At 69.0% G+C, this 14,546-nt stretch carries 15 protein-coding genes; 14 read left to right on the forward strand and 1 reads right to left on the reverse strand.

Features of this window, described 5'->3' with window-relative positions:
- Positions 1-83: 83 nt before the first annotated feature.
- Complete coding sequence (locus tag MRBLMI13_RS14080) at positions 84-1,073, forward strand: DNA-directed RNA polymerase subunit alpha (protein WP_042538798.1); 990 nt, start codon at positions 84-86, stop codon at positions 1,071-1,073.
- A 33-nt stretch (positions 1,074-1,106) separates the two neighbouring features.
- Complete coding sequence (rplQ, locus tag MRBLMI13_RS14085) at positions 1,107-1,652, forward strand: 50S ribosomal protein L17 (protein WP_367823675.1); 546 nt, start codon at positions 1,107-1,109, stop codon at positions 1,650-1,652.
- A gap of 72 nt (positions 1,653-1,724) precedes the next feature.
- Here the strand turns inward: rplQ and MRBLMI13_RS14090 are convergent, their stop codons facing one another.
- Complete coding sequence (locus tag MRBLMI13_RS14090; RefSeq protein ID WP_367823673.1) at positions 1,725-3,296, reverse strand: AMP-binding protein; 1,572 nt, start codon at positions 3,294-3,296, stop codon at positions 1,725-1,727.
- Between the two features lie 162 nt (positions 3,297-3,458).
- Here MRBLMI13_RS14090 and MRBLMI13_RS14095 point away from each other — a divergent pair, with 162 nt between their 5' ends.
- Genes MRBLMI13_RS14095 through MRBLMI13_RS14150 form a run of 12 tightly spaced genes read left to right on the forward strand, consistent with a single transcriptional unit; the run spans position 3,459 to position 14,520 of the window.
- On the forward strand, positions 3,459-4,259 hold the full coding sequence (locus MRBLMI13_RS14095) for a sulfite exporter TauE/SafE family protein (RefSeq protein WP_367823671.1): 801 nt from the start codon (positions 3,459-3,461) through the stop codon (positions 4,257-4,259).
- A 60-nt stretch (positions 4,260-4,319) separates the two neighbouring features.
- Positions 4,320-4,775, forward strand: a complete 456-nt coding sequence (locus tag MRBLMI13_RS14100; RefSeq protein ID WP_056373836.1) for an FAS1-like dehydratase domain-containing protein — start codon at positions 4,320-4,322, stop codon at positions 4,773-4,775.
- Positions 4,775-5,173: a MaoC/PaaZ C-terminal domain-containing protein gene (locus MRBLMI13_RS14105; protein WP_042538806.1), complete on the forward strand. Its 399-nt coding sequence runs from the start codon at positions 4,775-4,777 to the stop codon at positions 5,171-5,173. Before MRBLMI13_RS14100 ends, MRBLMI13_RS14105 begins: the two co-directional genes overlap by 1 nt.
- Positions 5,173-6,318, forward strand: coding sequence for a UDP-N-acetylmuramate dehydrogenase (locus MRBLMI13_RS14110; RefSeq protein WP_414685972.1), 1,146 nt, complete (start codon positions 5,173-5,175; stop codon positions 6,316-6,318). Before MRBLMI13_RS14105 ends, MRBLMI13_RS14110 begins: the two co-directional genes overlap by 1 nt.
- A 6-nt stretch (positions 6,319-6,324) precedes the next feature.
- The gene (gene pnuC, locus MRBLMI13_RS14115; protein WP_367823668.1) at positions 6,325-6,936 is read left to right on the forward strand and encodes a nicotinamide riboside transporter PnuC; all 612 of its coding nucleotides are present in this window, start codon (positions 6,325-6,327) and stop codon (positions 6,934-6,936) included.
- 10 nt (positions 6,937-6,946) lie between these two features.
- Positions 6,947-8,017, forward strand: a complete 1,071-nt coding sequence (locus MRBLMI13_RS14120; RefSeq protein WP_367823666.1) for an AAA family ATPase — start codon at positions 6,947-6,949, stop codon at positions 8,015-8,017.
- Between the two features lie 4 nt (positions 8,018-8,021).
- A complete protein-coding gene (locus tag MRBLMI13_RS14125) occupies positions 8,022-9,590 on the forward strand; it encodes an AAA family ATPase (RefSeq protein WP_367823664.1) in 1,569 nt (522 codons plus the stop codon).
- Entirely contained in the window at positions 9,587-10,261 is a 675-nt protein-coding gene (locus tag MRBLMI13_RS14130; protein ID WP_367823662.1) for a potassium transporter Kef, read from the forward strand. Before MRBLMI13_RS14125 ends, MRBLMI13_RS14130 begins: the two co-directional genes overlap by 4 nt.
- Positions 10,258-12,132 (forward strand): VWA domain-containing protein, encoded by a 1,875-nt coding sequence (locus MRBLMI13_RS14135; RefSeq protein WP_367823660.1) that lies wholly within the window; start codon positions 10,258-10,260, stop codon positions 12,130-12,132. Before MRBLMI13_RS14130 ends, MRBLMI13_RS14135 begins: the two co-directional genes overlap by 4 nt.
- Positions 12,125-12,733, forward strand: a complete 609-nt coding sequence (locus tag MRBLMI13_RS14140) for a phosphohydrolase (RefSeq protein ID WP_367823658.1) — start codon at positions 12,125-12,127, stop codon at positions 12,731-12,733. Before MRBLMI13_RS14135 ends, MRBLMI13_RS14140 begins: the two co-directional genes overlap by 8 nt.
- Positions 12,726-14,087: an AMP-binding protein gene (locus MRBLMI13_RS14145; RefSeq protein ID WP_367823656.1), complete on the forward strand. Its 1,362-nt coding sequence runs from the start codon at positions 12,726-12,728 to the stop codon at positions 14,085-14,087. Before MRBLMI13_RS14140 ends, MRBLMI13_RS14145 begins: the two co-directional genes overlap by 8 nt.
- Before the next feature lie 31 nt (positions 14,088-14,118).
- Positions 14,119-14,520, forward strand: coding sequence for a VOC family protein (locus MRBLMI13_RS14150; RefSeq protein WP_042538820.1), 402 nt, complete (start codon positions 14,119-14,121; stop codon positions 14,518-14,520).
- Positions 14,521-14,546: the final 26 nt, after the last annotated feature.

Here is a 14,546-nt window from a genome sequence, read left to right on the forward strand (position 1 = left end):
CAGCGCGGGCATCGACTCCCAAAACTCAAAACCTCACCCCACCACATGTCATATAGCGGGCATGTGATCGAAAGGAACACAGAGTGCTTATTGCACAGCGTCCCACACTGACCGAGGAAAAGATCGTCGAGAACCGTAGCCGGTTCATCATCGAGCCTCTGGAGCCCGGCTTCGGATACACGATCGGCAATGCGCTTCGTCGCAGCCTGCTGTCGTCGATCCCCGGCGCCGCGGTCACCAGCGTTCGCATCGACGGCGTGCTGCACGAGTTCAGCACCATCCCCGGCGTGAAGGAGGATGTCACCGAGATCATCCTCAACATCAAGCAGCTCGTGGTCTCGTCGGAGCGCGACGAGCCCATCACCGCTTACCTGCGCAAGACCGGTTCGGGCGAAGTGACCGCCGCTGACATCTCGGCTCCGGCCGGTGTCGAGGTCCAGAACCCCGAGCTCGTCATCGCGACGCTCAACGAGACCGCGAAGTTCGAGCTCGAGCTCACGATCGAGCGTGGCCGTGGCTACGTCTCGGCGACGCAGAACCGCAACGAGTACGCCGAGGCCGGTCAGATCCCGATCGACTCGATCTACTCGCCGGTTCTCAAGGTCAGCTACCGCGTCGACGCCACCCGTGCGGGTGAGCGCACCGACTTCGACAAGCTCGTCCTCGACGTCGAGACCAAGTCCGCCATCAGCCCCCGCGACGCTGTCGCGTCGGCTGCGAAGACGCTCACCGAGCTGTTCGGTCTCGCTCGCGAGCTGAACGTCGAGGCTGAGGGCATCGAGATCGGCCCGGCACCGGTGGAGGCAGTGAACTCCAGCGAGCTGTCGATGCCGATCGAGGACCTCGACCTCTCGGTCCGCTCGTACAACTGCCTGAAGCGTGAGGGCATCAACACTGTTTCCGAGCTCGTCGCCCTGTCGGAGACGCAGCTCATGAACATCCGCAATTTCGGCCAGAAGTCGGTCGACGAGGTGCGCGACAAGCTCATCTCGCTCGGTCTGTCGCTCAAGGATTCGGTGCCCGGTTTCGACGGCGCCCACTTCTACGGCGGCAGCGAAGACGAGTCCTTCTGAAACCCGACCTTTCTGACCAGGAGTTAGACGATTATGCCCAAGCCCACTAAGGGTCCCCGCCTCGGAGGCGGCCCCGCACACGAGCGCCTGCTGCTTGCCAACATGGCGGCACAGCTCTTCATCCACAAGTCGATCAAGACGACCGAGACCAAGGCCAAGCGCCTGCGTCCGCTCGCGGAGCGTCTCATCACGCTCGGCAAGCGCGGCGACTTGAACGCGCGTCGTCGTGCGATGACCGTGCTGCGCTCCAACAAGGACGCCGGACACGTGCTCTTCACCGAGATCGCCCCGCTCGTCGCAGACCGTGAGGGCGGCTACACCCGCATCACGAAGGTCGGCAACCGGAAGGGTGACAACGCCCCCATGGCAGTGATCGAGCTCGTTCTCGAGCCCGTCACCCCCAAGGCGAAGTCCACCAAGAAGGCTGCCAAGGCTGAGAAGCCCGTCGAGGTCGTCGAGGAGGCTCCGGCTGAGGAGGCTCCCGTCGAGGAGACCACCGACGCCGGCGCCGAGTCGCAGGCCGAGGGAGAGGCAGCCGAGGCTGCCGCCGAGGACGCTGTCGAGAAGAAGTCCGAGTAAGCACCTCGCTCGTTCCAAGAAGCCCGCCGCCCCGAAAGGGACGGCGGGCTTCTTCGTCTCCGGGCGCGGGGATCAGCGCGTGCGCAGATCCTTGCGCAGGATCTTTCCGGATGCCGATTTCGGAATCGTGTTGATGAACTCGACCTGTCGCACCTTCTCATGGGGTGCGACGTGCGCGGCGACGTGTGCCATCACGGCATCCGCATCGAGTTCCGCTCCCTGCTGCACCACCACGAACGCCTTCGGGACCTCCTGTCCATCGGCGTCCGGCACGCCGATGACAGCCGCATCGGCGATGGACGGATGCTCGAGCAGCACCGCTTCGAGAACTGCCGGCGCGACCTGGTAGCCCTTGTACTTGATGAGTTCCTTGAGCCGGTCGACGATGCGGAAGATGCCGTCGTGCGTCACTGTCGCGACGTCGCCGGTGTGCAGCCAGCCGTCGGCATCGAGCATCTCGGCTGTCGCGTCGGGCCTGTTCAGGTAGCCGGCCATCACCTGGGGTCCGCGGATCAGCAATTCCCCCGGCTCGCTGGCGCCCTCGTCCGGCGCATCGACGTCGGTGCCGTCCTCTTCGACGAGCCGCGCCTCGGTGTTCGCGAGCAGCATGCCGACCGACGACCGGTCGATGTCCGGTCGGTCGTAGGGGATCGCATGGGTCACCGGGCTGGTCTCGGTCATGCCGTACCCCTGGCACACCGTGCAGCCGAGGCGATCAGCGACCGCAGACGCGAGGCCGCCGTCGAGGGGAGCGGCCCCGGAGAAGATGACCTTGATCGCCGAGGTGTCGTACTGGTCGACGAGCGGGTGCTTCGCGAGGGCGACGGCGATCGGCGGCGCGATGAAGACCCAGCTGGTCCGGTGCTCCTGGACGACGCGAAGGAAGTCCGTGAGATCGAACCTGGGCATCGTGACCAGGGCCGCGCGCTGACGCAGCGCGAAGTTCAGCAGCACCGTCATGCCGTAGATGTGGAAGAAGGGCAGGACGGCGAGCACGCGGTCGTCGTCACCGAGAGAGATCGTGGAGCGGCACTGGCTGACATTGGCGATCAGGTTGCGGTGCGTGAGCATGACACCCTTGGGACGACCGGTGGTGCCTGAGGAGTAGGGGAGCACCGCGAGATGTGTCTCCGGATCGAAGCTCACCTCGGGTGCGGTGCGCCCCTCGCCGAGCAGGGCGGGCAGCGACGGATGCCCGTCGGCGCCGTCGAGGACGATGACGTGGTCGTCGTCGAGGCCCACAGCCGCGGCTGCCGCCTTCGCCCCGGCAAGCAGCGGTGAGACGGTGATGAGCCATGTCGCCTCGGCATCCGTCAGCTGATTCGCGATCTCATCGGGTGTGTAGAGGGAATTGATCGTGGTGGCCGTCGCCCCTGCGCGCAGGATGCCGTGGAAGACCGTCGCGAAGGCAGGGATGTTGGGGCACAACACGCCCACCTTCGTCCCGACGCCCACTCCACGTGCGGCGAGGGCGCCCGCGAACAGGTCGATCTGTGCGATCAGCTGGCGATAGGTCGTGGTGGCACCGCTGACACCGTCGACGATCGCGATCGCGTCGAGGCGGTCGTCCTCGACATCGCCGAACAGGAAGTCGTGGATCGAGACCGCCGGGATCTCGACATCGGGATAGGAACTGCGCACCATGAGATCTCCTTCGATCCGGGTCATCGACGACGCCGTCTGATGCGATCCAGTGTCGCACAGGAGGAGACCGGGTCCCAGGGGGATCCTTCGCGCGGCGGTCGGGACGCGGGCCCCCGCAGTGCGGCGCGAGTACGGGAGCGCGCCTGCGAGTAGGCTGATCCGGTGACTGATGCAGAGACCCTGAGCAGAGGGCCTCGCGCCTATACGGCATTCATCGGCATCGGCCTGATCGCGGGCCTCCTCTCCGGCCTCTTCGGCGTCGGCGGCGGCACGGTGATCGTTCCGCTGCTCGTGCTCTTCCTGCACTTCAACCAGCGGCTCGGCGCAGGCACGTCGCTCGCCGCGATCGTCCCGACCGCGACGGTCGGCGTCATCTCGTACGCGATCAACGGATCGGTCGCCTGGATCCCCGCGTTGATCCTCGCCGCCGGCTCTGTCGTCGGCGCGCAGATCGGCACCCGGATGCTGCCGAAGATCTCTCAGACCGTGCTGCGCTGGTTCTTCGTCGGCTTCCTCGTCGTCGTCATCGTCAGCCTGTTCCTGGTCATCCCCTCACGAGACGCGGAGTTCGAGCTGCAGCTGCTCAACGGGATCGCCCTCGTGCTGGTCGGCGTCGCCACCGGCATCCTGGCAGGGCTCATCGGGGTCGGCGGAGGCGTGATCGTCGTGCCGATCCTGATGCTCGCATTCGGCACCAGCGACCTCGTCGCCAAGGGCACGTCGCTGCTCATGATGATCCCCACCGCGATCTCCGGCACGATCGGCAACCTGCGCAACCGCAACGTCGACCTCGTGGCCGCGGCGCTCGTCGGAGTGTCAGCGTGCACCACCACCGCGCTCGGCGCGTGGTTGGCCACGCTGATCGACCCGCAGGTCGGCAACATGCTGTTCGCGGCATACCTCGTGGTCATCGCCGTGCAGATGGCCATGAAGGCGGTCAAGGGACGCAAGAAGAAGGACTGAGCAGCTTTTGAACCGGCCTTCGGTCACCGAGCTCCACGACTGAGAACGTAGGATCGAGGGGTGGCAGTGAACCAAGATCTTCTCGGCCGGGAGTTCCCGCCGACGTCCCCCTATCTCGTCGGTCGCGAGAAGGTGCGCGAGTTCGCGCGCGCGGTCTTCGCCGACGCTCCGCAGCACACCGACGTCGAGGCTGCGCGCGCGGCCGGCTTCGCCGATGTCGTGGCGCCGCCGACCTTCGCGATGGTCATTCAGGATCTCACGCTGCAGCAGTTGCTCGCCGAACCGGACTCGGGCATCGTGCTGGCGCGCACGATCCACGCCGAGCAGAAGTTCGCCTACTCGCGCCCGATCGTGGCGGGCGACGAGCTCACCGGCCGGCTGCGCGTGACCGCCATCCGCATGATGGGTGGCAACGCCATGATCACCAGCGCGGCCGAGATCACGGATGCCGCCGGCGAGCACGTCGTCACCGCCACCAGCGTGCTGCTGGTCGGCGCCGAAGAAGGAGCAGAGTGATGCCGTTCGCTGTCGGAGACGTCGTCGCAGAGCGCACGGTGCACATCACCCGCGAGTCGCTGGTGCGCTACGCGGGAGCATCGGGCGACTTCAACCCGATCCATTACCGTGACGACATCGCCGCCGAGGTGGGTCTGCCCGGCGTCCTCGCGCACGGCATGCTCACGATGGGCATCGCCTCGTCGGTGGTCGTCGCGGCCCTCGAACCGGGCACCCGCATCCTCGACTACGGCGTGCGATTCACCAAGCCGGTCGTGGTCGACCCCGCAGACGGAGCCGACCTTCACGTCGTCGCCACCGTCGGCGCCGTCGATGAGGAATCGACGCGCATCGACCTCAAGGTCACTTTCGGCGAGACGACGGTCCTCGTCAAGGCGCAGCTGCGCGTCGCCTCCTGATGGGCGACGGCGTGGTGCGCGAGGTCGAGCCGCTCAAGCTGGCCACTCTCACGACCCTCCGAACGGGTGGGGCCCCCGAGCGGATGCTCGAGGCGTCGACCACCGCCGAGTTGGTCGACGCGCTCACCGACGTGTGGTCACGCGGCGACGAGTGGTTCGTCCTCGGCGGCGGCTCCAACCTGTTCATCGGTGACGAACCGTTCGAGGGAACCGTCATCCGGATCCTCACCCGCGGCATCGAGGAGCTCCCGTCGCCGCATGCCGGACGCATCCGCCTTCATGTGCAGGCGGGGCACGGCTGGGACGATCTCGTCGCCTACGCCGTCGAGCACGGGTATGCCGGACTCGAGGCGATGAGCGGAATCCCGGGCACCGTCGGTGCCTCGCCGGTGCAGAACATCGGTGCGTACGGTCAGGAGATCCAAGAGACCCTGGTCGAGGTGGAGCTCATCGACGAGGCTACGGGCGAGGTGTCGGTCGTCCCTGCGTCCGAGCTCGGGCTCGGGTTCCGAACCTCCGTGCTCAAGCATCACTACGGCGGTGTGCCGCAGCGCCGTGCCGTCATCCTGTCGGTCACGGTCGATCTTCTCGTCGCCGAGGAGCGCGTCGTCCGCGGCGAGCAGCTGCGCAGGGCGCTAGGGCTCGACTCCGACGCCCCTGTGCCGCTCACATGGGTGCGGGAGCGGATCCTCGCCACGCGCGCGTCGAAGGGGATGCTGCTCGATGAGAACGACCCCGATACGCACGGCGTCGGCTCGTTCTTCCAGAATGCGATCGTGCCCGAGGTCATCGCCCGCGCCCTGCCGCCCGAGTGCCCGCGGTGGCCGGTGACCCCTGACCTCGACACCGTCACGGTGATCCCACTCGCCTCGTACGACGGCTATGTGCCCGCCGCGAAGCCAGAGGCGCCCGACGTGAAGGTGAGTGCCGCCTGGCTGATCGAGCAGGCCGGAATCCGCAAGGGTTTCAAGCTGCCGAGGTCACGGGCATCCGTCTCTACCAAGCACGCCCTCGCCCTCACCAACCGCGGCGGCGCGACGGCCGCCGAGGTCTCAGAGCTCGCCCGCTTCATCCAGAGCCGCGTCCATGCGGAGTTCGGGCTCGTGCTGCAGCCGGAGCCCGTGCTTCTCGGCGTCGAACTGTAGCGGCCCGTGTTCGAGTGGCTCCAGGCCGAGTGGCCTCAGGTTCTCGGCTTCGTCACGGGCGCGGTCTGCGTGTGGCTCGCGGGCCGCCGTAACGTCTGGAACTACCCGATCGGCATCGCCAACAACGTGGTGCTGTTCGTCGTCTTCATCGGCGCGGGGCTGTATGCGACATCGGCCCTCCAGGTCGTCTACCTGCTGATGGGTCTGCATGGGTGGTGGCGATGGACGCGCGGTGCGGAGCAGAGCCGCACGTATGTCGTCAACACGCCGCGTCGGGCATGGCCATGGCTGGCTCTCGCCGCGGTCGCGGGCACGGCCGTGCTGGTGTGGGTGCTCACGACGTTCACCGACTCGCAGGTCGCGATCGCCGATGCGGCGACCACTGCGGCGAGTCTCGTGGCGCAGTACATGCTGAACCGCAAGTGGATCGAGAACTGGTTCGTGTGGATCTGCGTCGACATCGCCTTCGTCGGCCTCTCGATCGCCGCGGGTCTCTGGGTCATCGCGGCGCTGTACGTGCTCTTCATCGCCCTGTGCGTGATCGGCTACCGCTCGTGGCGTCAGGCGGCCGTCGCCGACCGCGAGACCCCTGCGGTCGCGGCGTCCGCCCGAGCGTGAGGTGAGGCGCATGAGCGGACACGGTCTCGTCCTCGGCAAGTTCTATCCCTTTCACAGCGGGCATTCGCACCTGATCCGTCGGGCGCAGCGCGACAGCGACCGGGTCACCGTGCAGGTGCTGGGCGCGTCGGTGGAGTCGATCCCGCTGGAGGTGCGCGCGAGCTGGATCCGCGAGTCGCACCCCGGCGCGCGCGTCGTCGCGGCGATGGACGACGCCCCGGTCGACTTCGAGTCGCAGGCGGCGTGGGACGAGCACATGGCGCTGATCGCCTCGCTGCTCGACGGCCCGGTCGACACGGTCTTCTCGTGCGACTCGTATGGCGGCGAACTGGCCAGGCGCCTCGACGCGCGCTGGGTGCAGATCGACGAGGGGCGCCGGATCAATCCCGTCTCCGGCACGGCGATCCGTGCCGACGTCGCCGGCAACTGGCATGAGCTCGCACCGGCCGTGCGCGCATGGCTGACCGCGCGCGTGGTGGTGCTGGGCGCGGAATCCACCGGCTCGACGACTCTCGCCGAAGCGCTCGCCGATCGGCTGGGCACGCTCTGGGTGCCGGAGTACGGCCGCGAGCACTCCGTCATCCGCGAGGGCGGGCTGAGCGCGCCGTGGCGCAGCGATGAGTTCGACCTCATCGTCGACCGGCAGATCGCCCTCGAGCAGCAGGCGCTCAGGCAGGTACCGGTGCCGGTGCTCGTGTGCGACACCGATGTGCTCGCGACGGCACTGTGGCATGAGCGCTACGTCGGCGCGGTGGCGCCGCGCCTGCATGAGGCGGCAGCCGCGCACCCGCCGCTCCTCTACGTGCTCACCGGCGACGAGATCCCCTTCGAGCAGGACGGCCTGCGCGACGGCGAGCACATCCGTCACGACATGCAACAGCGCTTCCGCGACGTGCTCGCCGCGCAGGACGTGCCATGGCTCGAGGTGCATGGCGATGTCTCGACACGGGTCGACGCCGCGGCATCCGCGCTCGCACCGCTCCTCGCCGAGCACCTGAGCTTCGCCCTTCCGCTCGAAGCTCGGCCCCTCGACGAGCAGCGGGCGCTCCAGCAGAACGCCCGATCGACATCGTTAGGATGATCGCATGCCCGACCGCTGGAACCGAGTGTCCGCCTCACCCACGAACCCCGGCAGCGGCCACGGCGTCGAGTCTCTGACAGCCGAGGATCTCTTCCGCCCGGCCGCGCGCAGCACGGTGCCGCTGGATGAGAAGCTGCGCCAGGTCTACTACTGGATCGTCAACCGCGCAGTCATCTCGCCCTACTACGACATGGAGTTCTCGCACGGAGAGCCGCTGTCGATCGGGCTGGGGGATGCCGGCGCCGCGGTGTCCCTCCCGACGCAGGCGTCGTTCTCGTCGAACGTCCTCGTGCCGCTGCTCACCTTCGCGGTCGGGGGCAAGTGCCTGCTCATCGGAGGTCCGGGGCGCGGCAAGACGACGGTCGCCGTGCTCATGGGCGTGCTGGCCGGCACCGCCTCCGACGACGTGCGGCGCAGCGTGCAGCAGGGGCAGCCGCAGCTGACGGTCAGCGACCTCGTGGGCATCCCGCTTCCTCGCGACCTGGTCGCCGCCGAGCGTCTCACCGACATCCGCATCGCCTGGCGCGACTGGCTCGGGTTGCCGGTCAAGATCGTCGACGAGTACAACCGCATCCCCACCAAGACCCAGTCGGCGCTGCTGACCATGGTGGCCGAGGGGTATGTCGAGAGCCACGACCAGATGCGCCGCACCGCGCCGGACGGCGGTGTGGAGAGCTGGTTCTTCTCGGCCAACGACGATGCGGGCGGCGGTACCTTCCCGGTGATCCAAGCCCTTCGCGACCGGATGGACGTCACGGTGCAGGCGGCCGGATTCAACAGCCGATTCTTCGATGAGCTGATCACCCGCGTCGAGGCGGGGGAGAAGCCCGAGGAGCATGTGCCAGCCGAGCTGACCTTCGATTCGGCCGAGCAGACCGAGATGCGCGCGCAGATCCGCGCGGTGCCGATTCCGGATGCCGTGCGCGAGCGCCTGCGATTCTTCCTCAGCCACTTCGAGTTCGTGCAGCACGGCGGGCGCCGCTTCGAATACCGCACGAAAGACGTGGTGACCACCGCGGGCGGCCGGGTCGGCGAGGTGATCGAGGCGAACAGCGGCGCCGACCTCGAGATCGACCTCGGCGCGCAGACCCGCAACGGCCTGTCGGTGCGCGCCTTGCAGACGCTCATCATCTACGCGAAGGCGATCGCGTGGTTCCGGGGTGCGGATGCCGTCGAAATCGATGACGTCGCGGCGGTGCTGCCGTTCGTGCTCCGCGGAAAGCTGCTGCCGAACGCCACACATCCGCGGTTCGATGTCGGGGCGGAGCGCGAGCTCAGCACCGACACGGTGAGTTGGCTGGCCGACCTGTTCACGCAGTCATGCCGCCAATACGACGCCCTCGGGCGCGACGCCGACGATGCGGTCGCTGCCCTGCTCAGCGAGTTCGACCGCGGGCTCGATGGCCTCCCGGCGCTCGAGGCATCCCGCCGCATCACCGCCGTCGAGGCCCAGCTGCGCCGGATCGCGACGGTGGGCAAGCTCTACGGTCGTGACTTCGACGACGTGATCGCGCTGAAGTATCTGCATCAGCGGTACACGGCGTATGTGCGCTGGCAGGAGCTGCGCGGGTGAATCGCGTCCCCGTGCAGCTGGCGAATGCGCCGGCTCCGTTCCCTCCCGCTGACCTGCCCGATCTCTCCGCCGCCGGACTCGACACCGCGCTGGCGTCGACCTCGGTGCGGGCCGCGCACGGCACTCCGCTGCTGTTCGCCAGGGCGCTCGCCGTGGGACTGGCGCAGGATCCGGCGGCGGCGACCGACCGCGACCGGGCGCTCGATCTCGTGTCGGTCGCCGCGTGGCGGTCGGGCGCTCTCGGTCTGCGCGTCGACGCACTTGATCGGCTCGAGCATCTCGACACCCCCGAGCAACGTCTGGCCGCTGCGGCGACGCTCGGACTCGGCGTCGAAGTGCTCGACGAATTCCGTCGCAGGCAGCGGAAGGATCGCTTCTGGTGGCCCGGTCGCGCCGACCAGCGCGGGTATGTGCTCGCTGTCGGGGGGTTCCGCGGAATCGGGGGCGCGTGGATCCGGCCTCCCGAACGCGTCGACACTCTGGCGGACGCCGGAGCCTTCGCGATCCTCGTCGCGGGTTCGTGGTGGCGACTCGACAGCGACGTCTGGGGTGCGCGTCTCTCCGTGCTCTCCGAGGCGCCCAGCGAGGTGCATACCCGCGACGACGGGGTGAGCATCGTCATCGGACCCGACACCCATCTCGCCTGGGTGCATGTGCGGGAGCAGGAGTGAAGGCTCCTGTCGATCGGGTGCCGCTCACCGACGACGCCCGCGCGGCGTGGGAACGGGCTCTGGATCTCTGGCGGGTGCGGCTCGACGATCCGGCGGTGCGTCCGGGCGCAGCCGACGAGCACGGTGCGCCGGCCTGGTTCTCGTTTCCGCCGTCGGTGACCGTCGACCCTCGCTACCTCGCCGAGCGCGGCCTGGCCGATGAGCTGTGGAGCATGTTCGCCCACGAGATCGGCCACCACGTGCTCGCCCCCAGCACGCGGATCGACTCGCTCAAGATCGACCATCAGATGGCGAAGGCGATCGCCGCCGTGTCGCTGCGCCCGAATCCGAGGGAGGGAGCGCGGCGGCTGTCGAACCTGTGGAGCGATCTGCTGGTCAACACGCGGCTCGCGCAGCTGCAGCGGGCCGAGCAGGGGAGTGCGGGCACCGCCACGCGTGATCTCGGCATCGTGCGCCTCGGTCGAGCGCTCTACCCGGCACCTCAGGGAAGCACGGACCGCCTCTGGTGGGTGTACTGCCGAGCGTACGAGCTGCTGTGGCAGCTGCCGTCCGGCACCCTCTGCGAGCTCGACCCGCCTCCGCGGCCGGCGCGGACTCTCGCGCAGACGAACCTCGTGCCGCTGAGCCGGATCCCCGAGAAGCACCGTGAGAAGGAGCGACTGCTGCGTGCGGCACAGGCGGAGAGCGCGCGGGTGGCCGCCGAGCTCGTCGGCGCGACCGCCACCAACCCCGCCGTCGACGCGGCCTTCATCGCCGACGCCGTGCGGACCTTCAGCACCGACCCGGTCTCGGGTGCCGCCCGCTTCGGCGTGATCGCCTCGCCGTACCTGGCCGAGCTCGAGGGTGCTGCTGAGAGCGGTGCCGGCGAGCCGGTCAGCGGATGCGGTGTCGACGACGCACCGGCGACGGCCGACGAGCTCGGCCGCATCCTCGCCGACCAGCGCCTGCGAGACGACCTGCCTCGGCATCCGGGCATGGTGCTCGACCCCGAAGGCGAGGACGCTGCAGATGACGCATCGGATGCGGGTTCCGGCAAGGACGGCCAGCGTCTGACGATCGCGCGGACGCTTTCGCTCTATCGGGAGAGCGGTGAGGACGCCGTGCTCTCGGCCTGGTACCGCAACGAGGCGGCCCGGTGGGTGCGCCCCTACACCCGCCCCGCACCCATGAGGCCGGTCGGCGGCATCCCCGGTCCTGTCGAACTGTGGGAGGTGGGCGATGCGCTCGCCGACCTCGACTGGCCGTTGACGATGCGCTCGGGCACTGTGATCCCCGGCGTCACCACACGCCGGCGTTCCGAGCTCGCCGACGAGCCCCTCGTGCAGGAGACGAGTCTCGAACTCGACCTCTACATCGACTCCTCGGGTTCCATGGCACATCCGCGACAGGGCTCACCCGCGGTGCTCGCGGGGACGATCCTCGCGCTGTCGATCCTCCGCGGCGGTGGCAGGGTCAGAGTGACCAGCTTCTCGGGAACCGGAGACGTGGCGGGGATGCCGCGCTTCGGCCGCGATCCGTCGGAGATCATCGCCGCGATCTCGCTGTTCTTCGGTCGATCGACGTCGTTCCCGCTCGACCTGTACTCCGCCAGATACGCCGGTCTTCCCGCGGCAGCAGAAGACGCGCCCCGTCATGTGGTGGTGCTGTCGGACGACGGACTCGTATCGATGTTCGGGGTGGGCAACGAACCGTACGCCGGCGTCGCCAGGACCGTTCGCGAGGTGCTCACGACGGGTACGCTCGTGCTCATGGACCCCCGACGCCAGGTCGCGACGCTCGCCGAGCGCGACGGCTACGACGTGGTGTACCTCCGGACGATGGCCGATGCACCGGCTGCGTGCGCGGCTCTGGCGGCGGCGCTGCATGGCTGACACCGAGGCGCTGCTCGCCGCCTGGAGCGAGCGCTCGGACGGAGAGGCCGCGGCCTGGGCTCGCGCGAGGCCGGGGCCGTCGCTGGAGTCCGTCGCGACGCGGATCTCCCGCGTCCCTCAGGAGTTCCTCGATGAGCGCATCTCGCTGCGAGCGCTCGCCGGAGACATCCTGGCCGGGCAGATCAGCGCTTCGACATTCGACGAAGACCCGCGCGTGCGCCAGGGTGCCGCGATCGGCCTGTGGCTCGTCGCCAGCGAAGACGTCCTCGAGCCGCTCGAGCCGGCACTCGCGAGCGGCTGGGCCGCCCTCGCGGTCGACGCGCTCGCACTGCGCGTGGCCCCGGTCGCGTCGCCGTCGGACTGGACCTCAGACGATGAACGGCGCACCGAAGCCGCGCGCACGTTCCTGCTCTGGTGCGGTTTCCTTCCGGCAGGCGAGGATGCCGCGACCGCCGCCTCCCTGCTGGCGGCCTGCGACTCGCTCGCCCGCAACCGGGCGCTCGCCGAGGCGTTCGAGGGGCACCGGCACAGGGCCGAGATCGCTCGGAAGCTCGCAGAGGCACGCCGCAGGGAGGCGGCTGCGAGGTACTCCAGTGAGTGACCCCGACCTCCGAGGGGCGCTCGCGCTCGCCGAATACGCACCGGGGGAGGCCGCGGTGCTCTCCGATGCCGAGCGCTGGCCGACGATCGACGCAGCAGGCACTGCTCGACTGACCCGTTGGCGGGAGCATCCCGATGCTCCGCACTGGACGCATGCCACGGGCGACCGCCTCACCGCAGAACAGGTGCAGCGGGTGCGGCATCCGCTCTCGACCGACGGCTGGCTGGTCGATCATCTCGCCGCCGCGCGACGCACGCTGCGGTATCGCGGGATGCCGACAGATGCCGCGCTCGACGACTTCCCCACGATCTCGCGGTCGGACCTCGTCGACGACCTCGCGGCGTTCGTGCCGCTCGATGCGGATCTCTCCCGGATGCTGCACGGCACGAGCTCCGGTTCGACGGGCGCGGCGCTGCTCATCCCCGATGACGTCGAGGAGGTCGCGCGCGGCTTCCATCTGCTCGTCGCGCTCGCGGCGTCTGCGGGGGCCACGGTGACGGCCGACGGCGAGCGGGTGGCGGTGGCGAACCTCGTCTTCCAGCGTCAGGCCTTCACCTACGTGTCCACGATCTCGAGCTTCGCACACCGGGCGATGGCGCGGCTCAATCTGCATCCGACGGCGTGGAGCGGTCTCGATGCCCGCGCCCGATTTCTGGGCGAGGCGGACCCGCAGATCCTCAGCGGACACCCGACGAGCCTCGCCGAGCTGCTCGACGCCGGACTCGACGCCGTGCTGCATCCCGCCGTGATCTTCTCCGGCGCGATGGCGCTGTCGGCTGCGCTGCGTGCACGACTCCACGCGGCGTTCGAGTGTCCCGTGGTCGACGTGTACGGCTTGCACGAGACGCGCCCGATCGCCGCGCGCACCGACGACGGGCCGTTCCGGGTGCTCGATCGCCGCGTGCACGTCGAGGTGTGGGATCCCCGGCGCGAGGTCCCGCTGCCTCTCGGCGAGATGGGCGAGATCGTCGTGACCGCGGGAGAGAACCCCCTGCTGCCGCTGGTGAGGTACCGCACGGGCGACTACGGGCGCCTGGTGCACCTCGACGATGGGGTGCTCGGCATCGCCGACCTCGAGGGGCGCCAGAACACGCGGTTCCGGGCCGGCGACGGCACTCTCGTTCCCTGTGTCGAGCTCACGCAGCATCTGCAGGCACGCGGTGCCCAGGGGTGGTCGATCGAGCAGGCTGCCTCCGGTCGCGTGCACGCCGTGATCGTCGGCGGAGACGAGCCCGCCATCCGCGTGGCGCTGGACGCGCTGCTCGGGGTCGAGGTCGAGCTGCGGCAGGTCGAGCGCCTGATCGACCTCGGCGAGGGCAAGCCCCGGCGCTATCGCAGCGCCGTGCCCGACTGACAACGTCGCCCGTTCGCCGTACACTCGCGGCATGAGCGGACCGATCCCCTACCTTCTGTTCCCCGGGAACGCAGCCGAAGCGCTGGAGCACTACCGTTCGGTCTTCGGGGGTGAGCTTCAACTCCTCGACTACGCCGGCGCCGGACGACACGACGGGCCGGGAGATGCGATCGCACACGGCCAGCTCGCGGGGCCGGTCGGGCTCGCGGGTGCGGATGCCGGAGCCGACGACGACGCGGTGCAGATGAGCGGGATGTTCCTGTCGCTGCTCGGAACCGCGGATGCCTCGACGCTGACCAGCTGGTACGACCAGCTGGCCTCGGACGGTCGCGTGATCGACGCCCTGCAGAAGCGCCCCTGGGGCGACTACGACGGCACGGTCATCGATCGCTACGGCATCCGCTGGCTGATCGGATTCCACGACGAGGAATGAGCGCGGGCGGGGCTCCGATCATCGAG

This window comes from Microbacterium sp. LMI13-1-1.1, assembly GCF_040815625.1.
Lineage (GTDB): Bacteria > Actinomycetota > Actinomycetes > Actinomycetales > Microbacteriaceae > Microbacterium > Microbacterium forte.

Excerpts from the sequence above, each read along its gene's own strand:
- MRBLMI13_RS14120 (WP_367823666.1), top strand. The coding sequence starts at position 6,947 with ATGAGCGGACACGGTCTCGTCCTCGGCAAGTTCTATCCCTTTCACAGC.
- rplQ (WP_367823675.1), top strand. The coding sequence starts at position 1,107 with ATGCCCAAGCCCACTAAGGGTCCCCGCCTCGGAGGCGGCCCCGCACAC.
- MRBLMI13_RS14140 (WP_367823658.1), top strand. The coding sequence starts at position 12,125 with ATGGCTGACACCGAGGCGCTGCTCGCCGCCTGGAGCGAGCGCTCGGAC.
- MRBLMI13_RS14105 (WP_042538806.1), top strand. The coding sequence starts at position 4,775 with ATGCCGTTCGCTGTCGGAGACGTCGTCGCAGAGCGCACGGTGCACATC.
- MRBLMI13_RS14125 (WP_367823664.1), top strand. The coding sequence starts at position 8,022 with ATGCCCGACCGCTGGAACCGAGTGTCCGCCTCACCCACGAACCCCGGC.
- MRBLMI13_RS14110 (WP_414685972.1), top strand. The coding sequence starts at position 5,173 with ATGGGCGACGGCGTGGTGCGCGAGGTCGAGCCGCTCAAGCTGGCCACT.
- MRBLMI13_RS14150 (WP_042538820.1), top strand. The coding sequence starts at position 14,119 with ATGAGCGGACCGATCCCCTACCTTCTGTTCCCCGGGAACGCAGCCGAA.
- MRBLMI13_RS14090 (WP_367823673.1), bottom strand. The coding sequence starts at position 3,296 with ATGGTGCGCAGTTCCTATCCCGATGTCGAGATCCCGGCGGTCTCGATC.